This window comes from Mucilaginibacter sp. (assembly GCF_964263795.1).
Classification (GTDB): domain Bacteria; phylum Bacteroidota; class Bacteroidia; order Sphingobacteriales; family Sphingobacteriaceae; genus Mucilaginibacter.
The window spans coordinates 60,725-75,707 of sequence record NZ_CAXVWK010000057.1; the positions used below are offsets into that span (position 1 = coordinate 60,725).

At 41.8% G+C, this 14,983-nt stretch carries 14 protein-coding genes; 10 read left to right on the top strand and 4 right to left on the bottom strand.

Translation table 11 applies throughout. The features are described 5' to 3' along the window. Window positions 1–15 precede the first annotated feature (15 nt). On the bottom strand, window positions 16–141 hold the full coding sequence (locus ACE5CV_RS10085; RefSeq protein ID WP_374950037.1) for a hypothetical protein: 126 nt from the start codon (window positions 139–141) through the stop codon (window positions 16–18). 597 nt (window positions 142–738) lie between these two features. Between ACE5CV_RS10085 and ACE5CV_RS10090 the strand changes: the two genes are divergently transcribed. From ACE5CV_RS10090 to ACE5CV_RS10135, 10 genes are all read left to right on the top strand, one after another. After that, complete coding sequence (locus ACE5CV_RS10090; protein ID WP_374950038.1) at window positions 739–2,154, top strand: aldehyde dehydrogenase family protein; 1,416 nt, start codon at window positions 739–741, stop codon at window positions 2,152–2,154. Window positions 2,155–2,289: 135 nt separating this feature from the next. Continuing rightward, window positions 2,290–3,093: a helix-turn-helix domain-containing protein gene (locus ACE5CV_RS10095; RefSeq protein ID WP_374950039.1), complete on the top strand. Its 804-nt coding sequence runs from the start codon at window positions 2,290–2,292 to the stop codon at window positions 3,091–3,093. A gap of 163 nt (window positions 3,094–3,256) precedes the next feature. Next, window positions 3,257–3,595, top strand: coding sequence for a helix-turn-helix domain-containing protein (locus ACE5CV_RS10100; RefSeq protein WP_374950040.1), 339 nt, complete (start codon window positions 3,257–3,259; stop codon window positions 3,593–3,595). 34 nt (window positions 3,596–3,629) lie between these two features. After that, on the top strand, window positions 3,630–4,235 hold the full coding sequence (locus ACE5CV_RS10105; RefSeq protein ID WP_374950041.1) for an AAA family ATPase: 606 nt from the start codon (window positions 3,630–3,632) through the stop codon (window positions 4,233–4,235). 168 nt (window positions 4,236–4,403) lie between these two features. Continuing rightward, complete coding sequence (locus ACE5CV_RS10110; protein WP_374950042.1) at window positions 4,404–4,682, top strand: hypothetical protein; 279 nt, start codon at window positions 4,404–4,406, stop codon at window positions 4,680–4,682. A gap of 166 nt (window positions 4,683–4,848) precedes the next feature. After that, window positions 4,849–5,259: a hypothetical protein gene (locus ACE5CV_RS10115; protein WP_374950043.1), complete on the top strand. Its 411-nt coding sequence runs from the start codon at window positions 4,849–4,851 to the stop codon at window positions 5,257–5,259. Beyond that, window positions 5,226–6,473 (top strand): relaxase/mobilization nuclease domain-containing protein, encoded by a 1,248-nt coding sequence (locus ACE5CV_RS10120; RefSeq protein ID WP_374950044.1) that lies wholly within the window; start codon window positions 5,226–5,228, stop codon window positions 6,471–6,473. Before ACE5CV_RS10115 ends, ACE5CV_RS10120 begins: the two co-directional genes overlap by 34 nt. A gap of 12 nt (window positions 6,474–6,485) precedes the next feature. After that, window positions 6,486–8,435, top strand: a complete 1,950-nt coding sequence (mobC, locus tag ACE5CV_RS10125; protein WP_374950045.1) for a conjugal transfer protein MobC — start codon at window positions 6,486–6,488, stop codon at window positions 8,433–8,435. Between the two features lie 198 nt (window positions 8,436–8,633). Then, window positions 8,634–9,086 carry a MauE/DoxX family redox-associated membrane protein gene (locus ACE5CV_RS10130; RefSeq protein WP_374950178.1) on the top strand — a complete coding sequence of 151 codons (453 nt, stop codon included), beginning with the start codon at window positions 8,634–8,636 and terminating at the stop codon, window positions 9,084–9,086. Between the two features lie 133 nt (window positions 9,087–9,219). Further along, a complete protein-coding gene (locus ACE5CV_RS10135; RefSeq protein WP_374950046.1) occupies window positions 9,220–9,522 on the top strand; it encodes a hypothetical protein in 303 nt (100 codons plus the stop codon). A 51-nt stretch (window positions 9,523–9,573) separates the two neighbouring features. Here the strand turns inward: ACE5CV_RS10135 and ACE5CV_RS10140 are convergent, their stop codons facing one another. The 3 genes from ACE5CV_RS10140 to ACE5CV_RS10150 are packed head-to-tail and all read right to left on the bottom strand — an operon-like array spanning window position 9,574 to window position 14,827. Beyond that, window positions 9,574–10,128 carry a TlpA family protein disulfide reductase gene (locus ACE5CV_RS10140; RefSeq protein WP_374950047.1) on the bottom strand — a complete coding sequence of 185 codons (555 nt, stop codon included), beginning with the start codon at window positions 10,126–10,128 and terminating at the stop codon, window positions 9,574–9,576. Between the two features lie 9 nt (window positions 10,129–10,137). Continuing rightward, window positions 10,138–11,517 (bottom strand): RagB/SusD family nutrient uptake outer membrane protein, encoded by a 1,380-nt coding sequence (locus tag ACE5CV_RS10145; protein ID WP_374950048.1) that lies wholly within the window; start codon window positions 11,515–11,517, stop codon window positions 10,138–10,140. 10 nt (window positions 11,518–11,527) lie between these two features. Beyond that, window positions 11,528–14,827 (bottom strand): SusC/RagA family TonB-linked outer membrane protein, encoded by a 3,300-nt coding sequence (locus ACE5CV_RS10150; protein WP_374950049.1) that lies wholly within the window; start codon window positions 14,825–14,827, stop codon window positions 11,528–11,530. Window positions 14,828–14,983 lie beyond the last annotated feature (156 nt).

Genomic DNA, 14,983 nt, shown 5'->3' on the forward strand with positions numbered 1-14,983 from the left:
GGTCTGAATATTTGCCTATCCCGTTGGCGGGCCATTCCTTACGTAGCCGCTGTGCATAGGCTGTGTAATCCATATCGCGAGTTGGGCCAGATCAGCGTCGCAAAGAATACGCTGGATCTCATTTTCCGATGGTTGCGGCATTCTGGTGGCGTGGATAGCGTCGGTCACAGCGTTGATCATTGTTTCGTTTCACCTTTCCTGCAGCAGAAAATGTAGACGCGATGATCTGACTTTTTTCCTCATCACCCGCAGAATAATATACGTACGGTGTCGTGAAATAGCGCTGCTACCTGTATGGTCAACACATCTCCGGCCGGCGGCTCACTTAATGTTGCGATTTGCCTACCAAAAAAACGTCCTCTGTATGCAGGCGGTTGCGAAAATACAAATTGCGCGGAAGATCTGCTAAAAGGAGATTTGCCTGACAATCCAGGTTGAAAACAATGTTTCCAAAAATGATTATTGGTATTCCATACTCCTAAGCTAAAAGCAAAATAACGCAGGTTCTGAAGAAACTTAAAAGTTACATTTAGTTGATACCGAATAAGCTGAATGTCTGGCATGATTTGTTCTGCACTAAGTTCAACAGGCAGAGACAACTTTAGAAACCAAGTCCGTGTTCTTGGACTTATCAGTCAAGTAAACTTGGGCTTCTCGGGCAAGCTTAAAAGATTGTCTCGGGTTACCTTTGCGCCAATTAGAAGCTTTAAATGGTTATAAACTTTTAAAACAAATGCAATGAAGACGATAGACAAAATTTATATTAATGGTGTTTTCACCAACCCGCATGGAAAAGAGATTCTGCCACTTTTTAATCCGGCAACCGGCAACCGTATCGGTGAAGTTTATTTAGGCGATGAAACTGATGTTAATGAAGCAGTAAAGGCGGCAAAAAAGGCCTTCAAGACCTTTTCAAAGACTTCGCTTAAAGAGCGTGGGGAGATTTTAGTTAGACTATATGAAGCGATGATAGCGCGGGAAGAAGATCTTAATGCTGCAGCTGTAGAAGAATACGGATCACCTATTACAGCTACCAAAGGTCGGACGCGGTATTCGGCTCAGCTTTTTTTGGACGCTAAAAAAGCTATGGAAAGTTTCGAATTTGAAACCCAACTGGAACATGCGGTCGTTGTGAACGAGCCGTTAGGGGTGATAGCTGCCATAACGCCTTGGAATGCGGACTATACTCATATCTGCAGCAAACTCGCACCCGCCATTGCGACAGGCTGTACAATGGTGATTAAGCCAAGCGAATTAAGTGCGATTCAAACACAGATATTAACCGAATGCTTTGATGCCGCAAATGTGCCGGTCGGGGTTATCAATATTGTAAATGGTACAGGTTTGATCGTTGGAGCAGCACTGACAAGCCACACTGACGTTGCGCTTGTTACCTTTACTGGTTCTACAAATGTTGGCAAGCAGATCGAACGCGGTGCAACAGAAAGCCTGAAAAGAGTAGTTTTAGAACTGGGCGGCAAGTCGCCAAACGTGTTGCTGGAAGATGCGGACCTTGAAAAAGCCATACCGCTTGCAATTGATATTGCCTTCAGTAATAGCGGACAAGCTTGTCATGCCGGCACAAGATTAATTGTTCCGGATAGTAGGATCGAGGAAATAAAACCCCTTCTAAAAAAATATACCGTGGCCTTGAAGATTGGAGATTTGCATAGCCCTGATACTTACATAGGGCCAATGGTGAGTGAAAAGCAGTTTGAAACCGTTCAAAGGTATATTAGGTCGGGTATAGAAGAAGGTGCTGAGCTGTTAGTGGGAGGCCTCGGCCACCCTGAAGGCCTGGGTGGCTTTTATGCCAGACCAACTATTTTTGTAAATGTAGATGCAAAAATGACCATTGCCCAGGAAGAGATCTTTGGGCCGGTACTAGCAGTTTTAACCTATAAAACGGAAGCGGAGGCAATTGAGATTGCCAATGACACTATTTATGGGTTATCAGCTTATGTTAGCTCATGTGATATAGATAAAGCTCGTCAAATTGCTTTACAGATATTGTCCGGGAGGGTATTGATCAACACTGCGATAAACAAGGAAGCCAAAGCGCCTTTTGGCGGGTTTAAACAATCGGGCATCGGAAGAACTTCGGGAGTTTACGGGCTTGCAGAATATGTAGAACCAAAGGTTATTGCGCTATAACCATTAATAATCCCGTAAACTAAGGAGGCTGATCATAAAGTGATCAGCCTTTTGGATGAAAAGGAATTGATATACTGGTCGTTAAAAAACGTACTTTAGCACTATGATTGTAGTAAATTTGATTTACCTAATCGCATGCAACTTTCAAATAAGGAACCTGTAATACTATCATCAACTTATGCCAGCAGCAACCGGAGCGGAGAGAATTTTATTAAGGATCATCTCTTTAGTTATCAGTATTCCGGTTCATTAATAATCAACGACGGTAAGACAATTAAAACTTTTCAGCCTGGAGAGTTTAGACTTAGCATCAGGAATAAACTTGCAAAATTCACAAAGCAAGTACCGTCCGCCGGCGAGTATCATTCTGTTTCAGTTGTTTTTGGCCAAGCTTTGCTGCGTGAGTTCGCTTTGGAATATAGTTATAAGGCGCACCGGCGTCATGTACATGATTCGGTGATCTTACTTCAGCAGTATAAACACTACCAGGATTATTTTACGTCATTAACGCCATTTCTCCAATCGGATGCTACCTTAGATGATTCCATCATAAATCTAAAGATTAAAGAAGCGCTTCTTACACTATTGAAGTTACAGCCGGATTTAGAAGATATCCTTTTCGATTTTAGCGAACCTGCAAAGATCGATATAGCCGACTATATGGAACAAAATTTTCGGTTCAATTTAAGCATGCAGCGTTTTGCTTATATGACTGGTAGAAGTGTTTCTTCATTTAAGCGTGATTTCAAACAAGTATTTGGTATCTCTCCGGGTCGCTGGTTGCTTTCAAGACGATTGAAGGAGGCTTATAATTTGATCAAGCATCACGGCTATACACCGTCCAACGTCTACATCATGCTAGGCTTCGAAGATATATCCCATTTTTCACGTTCTTTTAAGAGCAAGTTCGGCACTTCACCTTCCCGTCTTAGCGCCTGATTCATTCAAATCTATCGATTTTTGTTTTGATATTTTTGTGACTTAATTGCCGACTTTATTGCCTTTATTTTGATTTTCTTGCTGTCCGACTCGGACAATCTCGGAGTGATGTCACGCTCCGGCTAAATAGTTTTGCCTCCATAACAAACTAAAAAAAACTGTTATGGAAATATTAACATTTGATCAACTACCTAAAGCGGTAAGCGAGCTTTTAGAAAAAGTATCTAAGATCGAGGATATCCTTAGTCAGGATCATCCTAAAGAAGTAAATGCGGATAGTTTATTTTCTATCAAGCAAGCATCTGCCTTTCTCAATTTATCGATCTCCACGATTTATGGCAAGGTTTGCCGCCGTGAGATCCCGGTAAGCAAGCAAGGAAAAAAACTTTACTTCGATAAAACGGAATTACTTGACTGGATTCGTGCTGGACGGAAAAGTACGCTGGCCGAAATCGCCAATACCGTGAAATTGATCCCGACAAGGCGGAGCCAACGGCGATAACAACTACCGACTTATTAATTTAATAAATAGCATCATGGCAAAGATCATTACATTGGCGCACCAAAAAGGAGGCGTCGGCAAAAGCACACTGGCATTGAACCTGGCACTATGTTTTAAAGACCAATTAAGAGTAGCCCTGATCGATTCCGATCTGCAGGGAAGTATCTATCATTTAAAAGAAGATTTCCCGGAACTGGATATCCTCGCACCGGAAAAGATCGGTGAGATTCCCGATTTAGATTATGACTTGATCATCGTAGATACCCCTCCATACTTATCTAATCGCTTAAATGAATTATTCGGTTATTCAGATTATGTCCTGGTACCGACAAAAGCTGGATTTTTCGATGTCATGGCGATCAAATCAACACTCGCTTTGATCAAATTCGCCCAGGCCCAAAATCATAATTTAAAGGCAGGCATTGTGCTGAATATGGTGAAGCCAAGGTCTGGCATTACAGCCGAGGTTGTTGAGCTAATTCAAACGTTGGGCACTCCCTTATTGAACACCCGCGTTTATGACCGGGTAAGTCTGGCAAGGTCATCCATGACCTCTGGCATTCTAAAAAGTACTGATCAAAAAGCAATCGAGGAAGTAACCTTTCTTGCGGAGGAGATAGTAGACCTGATCAGTGTATAAATGTAGCAATGAACATTTGTACAAATGTTCATTTGAATAAACCTGCAATTTAACAAATGTAGGTTTGTTTAAATCTGCATTTGTAGCTTGCTACAAATGCAGATCTGTTCAAATATTCAATAGGAGAAATGTTCAAATATTCATTGCTGCACTTGTACAATTATTCAAATGTTCATTAAGGATATAGCTATGGATGATTATAAAAAGAAGCTGGGCAACCTGGCCAGTAAGATCAAAAGCGAAACGCCGCAAACGCCGATACAACAGGTGCTACCTGTAAAGACTTCAGCAGTGCCAGCAGATGATCAAGAGGCGCGATTCAACAACTGGATACCTAAAGGCCTTAAGAGAAAAATAAAGGCCTACGGAGCTCAAAATGATATTTCGCAAAAGGATATAACGATACAGGCTTTACAGCAATTTTTGAAGGAAAACGGAAATGATTAATCGGATCGCGAAGGAACTTATGACAATAGGAAAGGGATCAAACTGCTGTCTTTTTGCAGTTAGCAAGATGTACGTTTGTACCACAAACGAATCTTGCCCTCCCCTCCAAAGTCGTTACGGGCCATTGTCAAACCCTCCGGAGTCGGTTTGTTAAAGACTATCAATCATGGAAGAAAACAATGAAAATCGGTCTAAATGGATCAAGATCCGACTTAAACCCAGCGAAGAAATATTGCTGAATAAGCGATACAAAAAATCCACATTTCAAAATCTCAGTGAATTTGGAAGAGCCATGATCTTAGGTGAGCCGGTAACCGTTATTCACCGGGATAAATCGATGGATGAAGTATTAGAGGAACTTGCTATTCTCCGGCGCGAACTGAATTTTATTGGCAACAATTTAAACCAGGCGGTGAGGAATATTAACAGTGCACACGGGTTTCCTGACAAAAGTTTATGGATGAATTTATTAACCGTAATCAATGGAAAACTGGAACCATCCATCACTCAGATCAAGGACAGGATGAATAAATACGCTGATTTATGGTCGCAAAAATTAAAAGCGGGAAAAGCCTGATAGGTGCCTTGATCTATAATGAGAACAAAGTTAAGTCGGGAAAAGCCAAGATGATTTCTACAAACGGCTATACTAAAAGTGATGATAAGCTATCATTTCAAGAAAAGCTTTTTAGACTGACGGATCTGGCTGAACGTAACCTCCGGACCAAAACCAACACGGTACACTTATCATTAAACTTTGATTTGGATGAAAGAATTGAGACGGATAAGTTGGTTGAAATCGTGGGTGAGTATATGAAAAGAATCGGCTTTGAATTTCAGCCGTATTTGACTTATAAGCACTTTGATGCCGGTCATCCACATGTCCATATCGTTACAACCAACATTCAGGCGGATGGCAAAAGGATTAGCCTAAACAACATCGGACTTTTGAAGTCTGAACCTGCTAGGAAAGCAATAGAAATTGAATTCGGACTTGTAAAAGCCAGCGATAAAACATTAACGATTAATGCGCCAGCTGACCTCAAACTCAAGCCCGTCAATTATGGTGAAACGGATACTAAAAGGGCGATCACTAATATCGTCAATGTAATTGCCAAAACCTACAAGTTCACCAGCCTGCCTGAATTGAATGCTATCCTAAATCAATATAACGTGATGGCAGATAAGGGCAGTAAAGAATCTGTAATGTTTAAACATGGCGGCCTGAATTATTGGATCACGGATGAAAATGGCCGTAAGATCGGGGCGCCAATTAAAGCCAGCAGCATCTATCTAAAGCCAACCATTAAATTACTGGAGAAACGGTTTAAACTCAATGAGTGTCTGCGTAAGCCATATAAAGAAAAATTGAAAGCTAAGATCGATAGAGCCATGAATAAGTCAATGTCATTTGAGGAATTCAAAAAAGAGCTAATAAAAGATCAGGTAAACATGGTGATCAGGCAAAACGCTGACGGCAGGATATATGGTTTAAGCTTTATCGATCTTTTAGATAAAGTGGTATTTAACGGAAGTGATCTTGGAAAAGGATATAGTGCCGGAGCTGTCGTCAACGTCTTGCAATCAAAAAGTAGCAGGAACGATACAGTATCAGCTGAGAGGACATTCGAGAAAACGGAAAATACAACTCCCAATAGTGAATCAACACTCAATCATTATACAGGCCGGAATTTGCTTGATGATTTATTAAATCCCCTGGAAAATAATCAAGCTATGCCAAGTCAATTCGGACCTAAGAAAAAGAAGAAACGCAGGAAACTAAATCTCTAAAACCTAGAAATCATGCAGACAGGAGAAAACGAACAAGCATTGCGAAAAATCATCGACTTCACCAGGTTTCTGGGAGTCCTGGTATTGGTATTTCATTTCTATTTCAGTTGCTATGGCGCATTTAAAGAATTGCATATCAACTATGCGATAGTAGACAGGATACTGGTTAATATTTATCGGCTACCTATTTTTAAAACAGTGCTGGTCGTTAAATTGGTCGCGATAGGTTTACTAATCATTTCGCTGATCGGAACTAAGGGAAAAAAGGATGAAAATATCAAGTTAGGGAATGCCGTTACCTATACCTTGCTGGGATTGGTGCTGTACTTTTCCAGTGCCATCTTATTTAAATTACAAGTTTCTCAGCTTGTATTGGCAACGGCCTACATATCAGTTACAAGTATTGGGTTTTTGCTTTTCCTGACCGGTGTCAGTAGAATGTATAGAATCATCAATATTAATTTAAGTAATGATATTTTCAATCACGAGAATGAAACGTTCCCACAGGAAGAGCGTAAACTTGAAAATGAATATTCTATAAACCTGCCTGCCAAATATCGGCTGAAAGGTAAAGACCGCAGCAGCTGGATAAATGTGATCAACCCGTTCAGGGGCTCGCTCGTAATGGGTACACCTGGTGCAGGTAAATCCTATTTCATTATTCGACATATCATTACCCAACATATTAAAAAAGGGTTCACCATGTTCCTTTACGATTTTAAGTACGACGATCTAAGCCGGATCGCCTACAATACTTTGTTGAATAATAGCAAGGCCTACAAGGTAAAGCCAAAATTCTTTGTGATCAATTTTGAAGACCTCAACAGGTCTCATCGCTGTAATCCGCTTGACCCGGCAAGTATGTGGGATATTACGGATGCCATGGAATCATCCAGAACATTCATGTTAGGCTTAAACAGGGAATGGATTAAAAAGCAAGGTGACTTCTTTGTAGAATCCCCGATCAATTTTGTCACGGCCTTAATATGGTTTCTGAGAAAATACGAAGGTGGGAGGTTTTGTACTCTGCCACATGTTATTGAATTAGCGCAGGTGGATTACAAATTTCTCTTCGCACTTTTGATAACTGAGCCCGAGATCGAGGTCTTGATCAATCCCTTTATTTCTGCCTGGAAAAATGAGGCCTATGATCAACTGGAAGGTCAGATCGCCAGCGCTAAGATCAGTATGGCCAGGTTGGTCTCTCCATCATTATACTATGTGCTTTCAGGTAATGATTTTTCATTGGATTTGAATAATCCAGTTGACCCTAAGATTATTTGCATGGGTAATAATCCTTTAAAACAGCAGGTTTACGGAGCAGTGCTGAGTTTATATATATCCCGGACTATTAAGTTAGTTAACCAGAAAAACAAAGTAAAGTGCAATCTTATTTTTGATGAGTTTCCTACTATTTACTTTAATAACATTGATAGCTTGATCGCCACAGCCAGGTCAAATAAAGTCGCCACTACTTTGGCGGTTCAGGATTACAGCCAGTTGAAGAAAGATTACGGACGAGAACAGGCAGAAGTGATCATGAATATCATAGGCAATATTTTATCCGGCCAGGTAACCGGCGATACTGCCAAGCAACTTAGTGAACGATTTGGGAAGATCATGCAAGAAAGAAACAGTATTACAATTAATAGCCAGGATACTTCAGTGAGTAAATCGACACAACTTGATTTCGCCGTACCTGCCTCAAAAATTGCGACGTTATCTTCCGGTGAGTTTGTAGGGTTAGTTGCGGATGACCCCGATAATAAGATAGCATTGAAGGTGTTTCATAACGAGATCATTAATGATCACCAAGCTATTAAATATGAAGAAAGCACTTACAAAGAATTGCCTGTGGTGAGGCAGATTGATAGTGATATGATTATGGCCAATTATTTGAACATTAAAAAAGAGATAGACGGCATTATTAAAAAGGAACTTACGGCTATCGTTGACGATTAATCCACAACCAGGGGGAGTAGTGGGTTGTATCGCATTTATAAGAATATTTGTTTTGAGATGTCCGTTTAGGTTTAAGCTGCAAGGGCCAAGCATGAAGTATTAGTGAAAATAACAAATATATAGTCCGAAAGGTGCAACCCTTTTGTACCTGTTTGGCATTCAATATAAAGGCGATTTTTGAATAAATCATCGATCGTCATGCAACCGAAGTCTTCGTCAAATCATAATCAAATTTCCTGGCAGGACGGGATCGCATTTTTCTTGATCCTGCTTTTTATTTACACTGCTGTTAGCAAGCTTTCAGATTTCGATCAGTTTCAACGACAGATGAAACTACAAACGATACCCGTTTGGATGCAGCAGATACTGATATTGTTTTTACCGGGTGTTGAAATCATTACCGGCTTATTGTTAGCCTTCACACATACTCGTTTGATCGGACTGTATTTATCGGCGATTTTGATGACTCTTTTTACGGGCTACGTCGCGTTGGTGTTGATCAATTACTTCGAGCAGACACCTTGTTCTTGTGGTGGGGTAATCAAAATCTTGGGATGGAAAGCACATTTTGTGTTCAACATATTTTTCTTGCTGTTAAGTATTCTTGGCATATATATTTTTAACAGGGAAAGGAGGACGGCCTGGCATTGATTAAAAAAGTTGTTGGCCGTGAAACCAGGTGAAGGACCAACGGGTAAAGCCGGATGCCGAAATATTCGTTTAATTACTTTTTTTACCAAAGTTTTTCTGAATGTTTTTTGATGTAATAAAGCATTCGTTCAAAATGAAAAAGCAAATCCTTGGATTGATCGCTATCGTAATTGCCGTTAGCGCCAGCGCATTTACCACTGTGAAAACACCTATGCACAAAACTGCATCTTTGTATTGGTACCGGGTTACTTACGATGCTGGACATCCTACTGGTGCCGTACTGTCATCCGGTGATCTTTACACACAGGATGAGAAGGCCAATGTGGCTTCACCTTGTGATCCCGGTACCTCGAAAGATTGTCTGCGCGGTTTCTCAAACCAGATAAGTACTTTCCCTTCTACGGCGATGGGCACCGATAATATCAAAAAGCCATAATTAAGCGGCACAATTAAAACAAAAAGCAAGGACGATGTCCATGCTTTTTGTTTAGATACCCTTTCGATTTACCGCCTTGTCGAATTTGGGCCTTTTTCCTTTCAATAACGCGGCAAATTGTCGCTGATCAATATCGGTAGTTATAGCGCGGACAATACCCTGCGGATCGATCACTATAATGTATGGACAAGGCCCGATCTCCAAACGATGGAACAGGACCGAATCGTAGGCAACAGGCAGATCAATGGCCGACTCTTTTCGGACACGGTCATATAATTTTTTTATCTCATGCTCGTCTTTCCGATGCGTATATCTGGAACCGGTATAACCGACGAGTACAATTTTTAACTGATCAGGAAATTTTTTTTGTAAGGAATCTTTTCCAGGCATATGATCAAGGCATGTGCTGCAGTAGCGGTTCCAAAAGTCCAGAATCAACCATTTACCCTTGTAGTCACTTAACGAAAATGTCGGTTTTTCATCAAAAGCAACTTCGGAAAAATAAATGTCGGGACAGGATTGATCAACTTTAGGATAGAAAGCGTTTTGCGCTTTACTGATAGATGCGACCCCAAGGAGCAACACAATTAGGTGTAATTTTTTCATCTTATTATTTTAATAGCCTTTATTTTGTGTTAATACAGGGTTCAGCAATATTTGCGCCTGTGGAATCGGATACAATTGATCTTCTGGTTGCCAATTGCTTCCTTTGAGCGCGCCGAGAATGGTATTCGCGGCCCCCGTTCTTTTCAGGTCAAACCAACGGTGTCCCCATTCCGCAAAAAATTCCAGTTGGCGTTCCTCTAGTACTGCACTAACAAGTTCCGGCCTGGTAACGGCGGTTGTTGTGGTTAAACCTGCTCTTGTCCGAACGATATTTAAGTCAGACCTGGAACCAGTTAGATCGTTGAGTTGTGCCCTAGCTTCACTTCGAATCAGATATATTTCTGCCAGCCTAATAACTACGGAGTTTTCGGTAATAGTAGTACTGCTCCTGACCTTGTACTTATAAGGGTAGTAATGAGCTACTCCGCTGACAATGTTGCTTTTTAACCAGTTGGTCTTACGATTGTCATTCGGCTCGAACTTGCTCAGTAAGGATGACGTAATGGTGAAGGCTGGCCTCACGGTGCCGGAAATAGGGATAAAAACTGAACCTTCGACCGTATTATTGGTAGGCCGTGCCAGTTGGTAAATGGTTTCTACCGATGTCGCTAAAAAAACGTTGGTTAGATTGCTTTCTAGGCGGTAATTGCCCGAGCTGATAACTTCATCCGCCTGCTTTCCAGCATTAGACCAATCATTCTGAAATAAATAGTAACGGGCAAGCAGGGCGGTTACCGACATTAGGTTAGGCCTGGAATTCGTTGAGACAGAATAGCTGCCCCTCAGAAGTTGCTTGGCCCGCAAAAGATCACTGATCATTTGCGCGTTGATGGTCGCCGCTGGGGTTCGTGGCAAGGTACTGTTCTCGCGGTAACCCGTTGCTGTTTCGTAAGGAACATCGCCGAACAGGTTAACCAGGTAAAAATAATGCAGCGCCCGGGTAAATAGCATTTCTCCTTCCAATTGCTCTTTGATCGGGGTTGATAGGGAATTCGAAGCCACTAGTCCTTCAAGTACCGAATTGGCCTGATAAATATTTCTATAGGCGTTACCCCAGAGCTTGGAATTTACAGTTGAACTCGTGATAGGAATATTATTATTTTTAAAAGCATCGTAGTCGCTATTGGATGAAACATTGACAAGGTCGTCTGAACTTAGGCCCGGATAGATGGTCATTGCACCGCTCATGAAGTTGAGATTAGCAGAGATCATTTGATAATAAAGCCCGATCGCTGCCGCCGTTGCCGTTTGATCAGTAGCAAAAACCTTTGAGGCTTCGGCTTGTGTAGCCGGAGGCGCGATGTCAATGAACTTTCTGCACGAAAAAAAAAGACTAAAAGGTATGACCAGCAGCAGCCAGCATTTAGTTGTAAGGAGTTTTAATTTCATTTCAATAAGGTTAAAATGTGAACTGCAAACCGCCGATAATGGTCTTAAGCGGCGGCATTATATAGAAATTCTGGGTTTCGGGATCACCGCCTTTGTAATTGGTGATGGTCAGTAAGTTTTGTGCTTCGGCATAAACCCTTATATCCCTGATATGCAATTTATCCAGCCATTTTTTGGACAGATGGTAGGCTAATGAGACATTTTTAAGCCGGATATAGGAGGCATCCGTATACAGCCCGCCGGAAAGGGATTTATAGGCAATAGCTGTATAAGTATCCGTAAAGCCGGAAGTGAATTTTTGAATATCGGTGATGTCGCCTGGTTTTTGCCAACGTTGCAACACAATCTCTGGTTGATTGTATATCCATCCAGGTACGTTGCTGCCTGCCAATTGTGCAAGATAGCTGAGACCCGTTTGCTTTTTGAATTCTAAGAAAAAACTAAGATCTATTGGACCGATCGAAAGGTTGTTTTGCAGCCCGCCATAGAATTTAGGATCTGTGTTGCCCTGTACCTGATAGTCCGCCTGGTCAAGTTGACCATCTTTATTCAAATCTGCTATGGTGTATAGGCCAGTTTGAGGATCAACGCCGGTATATTTAAAGGCGTTGATCAGATTCAAAGACTGACCGATCACATATTGTGAAGAATAGCTGGAACTTTCGAGGCCAGGGAACGCCAACAATTTGTTTTTAGGGAAAGTAATGTTGAGGGAGGTAGTCCAGCTGAAATGCGCTTTGTGAATATTTCGTGTAACAAGATTTAATTCCAGTCCGGTGTTCTGTACCAGTCCGGGAAAGTTTCGGGTTACACTACTGAAACCGGATTGGTTCGGCAGTATGTAATTAATGAGCTGGTTATCGCTTCTGTTCCTGAAATAAGCGATATTTAACAGGATATCATCATTCAAAAAGCCCAGATCTAGTCCAACTTCCATTTTCTTATTGATCTCCCATTGATAATCTGGGTTATAGAGACTTCTTGGATAAAGTCCAGCGAGGCCGGAATAGGTATTTGAAGTGTTGGTCCACAGATTTAGAAATTTGTAATCCCCGATCTGGTCATTGCCGGTTACACCATAGCTGCCACGGAGTTTGCCAAAACTCAGGAACGGTAAAAGATTTTTGACGACATCTTCACTGCCAAATAACCAGGCCGCGCCGACGGCCCCAAAATTGGCAAACCGATTTTCCGGGGCGAACCTGCTCGACCCGTCTCTTCGACCGGTTAAATTCAGGATGTACTTATCATGATACGTGTAATTGATCCGTCCGAAAAATGCAGTGTAACGATATTGTACTTCGTCATTGAATGCTTTAACTGTAGGTGCCGCCGCGATAGAATTTAAAAGGAGGTCAGAATTGTAGTTGCTGCCATATATCGAAGATTGCCTTCCTGACCGGTCCTGATAGGTGTTACCGATCAGCACATCTAACCGGTCATTACGGGTTGTCCTAGTATATTGTAGTTGTGGCTCGACGATCCAGCTCTTATTTGATGCATTAGCCAGCGACAAGGACGGAAGGGTGGCCGTATTCGGGTCCAATGATGAAAAAGGGGCAGCTGTTTGTTCATCGGAACGGAAAGTCGTGTAACCAAAACTTGAACGTAAGGTTAATCCAGGAAGTATACGGTAACTTAATTTCAAGTTGCTGTTCAACGTTTCGTTCAGGGAGCGGTACTTCTCCAACTGCAGGGAAAGCGGGTTGATAATATCGGTACCAAGTGTATTATAGACCACAGCATTGTCCTGCCAGGCCAATTTACCGGCGTCATCGTAAAGCCGCAGGTTAGGAGGTAAATTGATATAACGTGTCATATCGTAGCGGGGCAAACGGTTATTGTCATTACCGTAAGAACCGGATAAGGTGATATTGAACCGTTTATCCGCTGAATTATGAGTAATATTAAAATGCAGCGAAGCGATATTGTCTGAAAAATCCCCAGAAAACACCGAGGTTTCCCTGTGGTAAGCGCCACTGATTAGGAACTGCGTGGCTGCGCTCCCGCCTGAAACGGATCCTTGCACATCAGAACGGTGTGCGGTACCCCCGATCAGTAATTTTTTAAAGTCGGTATAACGGTTATTATCCCATAAGGTCAGGTCTGGAGCAAAGCCCGGATCACCGGCAATATTATTTGGTGTCAATCCGTCATTGACAAATGCTTCTTTTCGCATTTCAAGATATTGCGCCGTATTGAGCATTTTCATAGTACGTCCTATCTTGCTTATGCCGGTGTTAGCGCTTAAATTATATACTGTAGCACCGGCTTTCCCTTTTTTCGTCGTGATCAAAATGACGCCATTGGCACCGCGGCTACCATATATAGCTGTCGCATCGGCATCTTTAAGCACGTCGATGCTTTCAATATCAATGGGATTGATCGTATTCAATGGACTTAAACCACCAGTACTGATCGACGTCGGGTTATTTGCGGCATTATTGATCTGATTAGACGCGGTAATACCGCTTTCAAAAGGTACCCCGTCGATAATGAAAAGCGGGTCATTATGCGATAAGGTAGGATCCAATGCGCTCTGACCGCGTATCTGCGCTTTAAAAGAAGATCCGGCAACACCACTGGTTTGGGTAATAACCATACCGGGCACCCGTCCTTCAAGTGCCGCCAATGGATTATTGACTGGTTGGTTTGCAATATCTGATGCGGTAATGGTTGTCACGTTACCGGTATTGAGTCTCTTGGTAGTGGTACCGTAGCCGATTACCTGAACTTGGTTGAGGCTTCCAGATGCTGCAATCATTTGAATAGTAAAAGGTGAAGAATTTTTCCGTACAATTATCTCTTTAGTCTGATAACCTATAAATGTTACCATTAATACTACATTTTCCTCTTCGGCAGTGATAGTGAACAATCCATCTTTTTGGGTGATCACAACGGCGGGTTTGCCTTTGATTTTTACAGTTGCGCCGGGAAGCGGGTTACCGGTCGTATCTGTGACTTTTCCGGAAATATTCCAAGCTGTATAGCTGTTATACTTAGTTGTGATGATATCTGGCTTTTTTAATACGACGACCATTTTTTCCTGTATCACAAACGTGAGCGGTTGTCTGTAGAATATTTGATCCAATGCAAACTTTAATTCTTCATTTCGAAGATCAACGGTGACTGGGATCGACCTTTTGAGATTTTCTGTAGAAATTATAAAGTCATAACCGGTCTGATCGCTAATCTTTTTAAAAACATTGTTTAATGGAGCATTCTTTTCAATAAGGGTGATCTTTTGTGCAAAGGTGCCGGCACTAACCTGAAGAAATCCAATGATCGTCATTAGGGTGGTTAGCTTCATGATCAACAAGAGGTTTGGGGCACAGCCAGGCGGCTGCACCAATTTTTTAGGGTAAAAATTGTACATTTGATGGAGCATGGTTATGCGTCGCGCCTGTTCATTTTCCAAGATGCGAGGGGCGCTTCGCGGTTCATTAATAATTTAATTGAATTGGGG

Bases quoted from the DNA above. Each gene is read 5' to 3' on its own strand.
- ACE5CV_RS10100 (WP_374950040.1), top strand. From the start codon at position 3,257: ATGGAAATATTAACATTTGATCAACTACCTAAAGCGGTAAGCGAGCTT.
- ACE5CV_RS10110 (WP_374950042.1), top strand. From the start codon at position 4,404: ATGTTCATTAAGGATATAGCTATGGATGATTATAAAAAGAAGCTGGGC.
- ACE5CV_RS10140 (WP_374950047.1), bottom strand. From the start codon at position 10,128: ATGAAAAAATTACACCTAATTGTGTTGCTCCTTGGGGTCGCATCTATC.
- ACE5CV_RS10150 (WP_374950049.1), bottom strand. From the start codon at position 14,827: ATGAAGCTAACCACCCTAATGACGATCATTGGATTTCTTCAGGTTAGT.
- ACE5CV_RS10085 (WP_374950037.1), bottom strand. From the start codon at position 141: ATGCCGCAACCATCGGAAAATGAGATCCAGCGTATTCTTTGCGACGCT.
- ACE5CV_RS10095 (WP_374950039.1), top strand. From the start codon at position 2,290: ATGCAACTTTCAAATAAGGAACCTGTAATACTATCATCAACTTATGCC.
- ACE5CV_RS10145 (WP_374950048.1), bottom strand. From the start codon at position 11,517: ATGAAATTAAAACTCCTTACAACTAAATGCTGGCTGCTGCTGGTCATA.
- ACE5CV_RS10135 (WP_374950046.1), top strand. From the start codon at position 9,220: ATGAAAAAGCAAATCCTTGGATTGATCGCTATCGTAATTGCCGTTAGC.
- ACE5CV_RS10090 (WP_374950038.1), top strand. From the start codon at position 739: ATGAAGACGATAGACAAAATTTATATTAATGGTGTTTTCACCAACCCG.
- ACE5CV_RS10115 (WP_374950043.1), top strand. From the start codon at position 4,849: ATGGAAGAAAACAATGAAAATCGGTCTAAATGGATCAAGATCCGACTT.
- ACE5CV_RS10130 (WP_374950178.1), top strand. From the start codon at position 8,634: ATGCAACCGAAGTCTTCGTCAAATCATAATCAAATTTCCTGGCAGGAC.
- mobC (WP_374950045.1), top strand. From the start codon at position 6,486: ATGCAGACAGGAGAAAACGAACAAGCATTGCGAAAAATCATCGACTTC.
- ACE5CV_RS10120 (WP_374950044.1), top strand. From the start codon at position 5,226: ATGGTCGCAAAAATTAAAAGCGGGAAAAGCCTGATAGGTGCCTTGATC.
- ACE5CV_RS10105 (WP_374950041.1), top strand. From the start codon at position 3,630: ATGGCAAAGATCATTACATTGGCGCACCAAAAAGGAGGCGTCGGCAAA.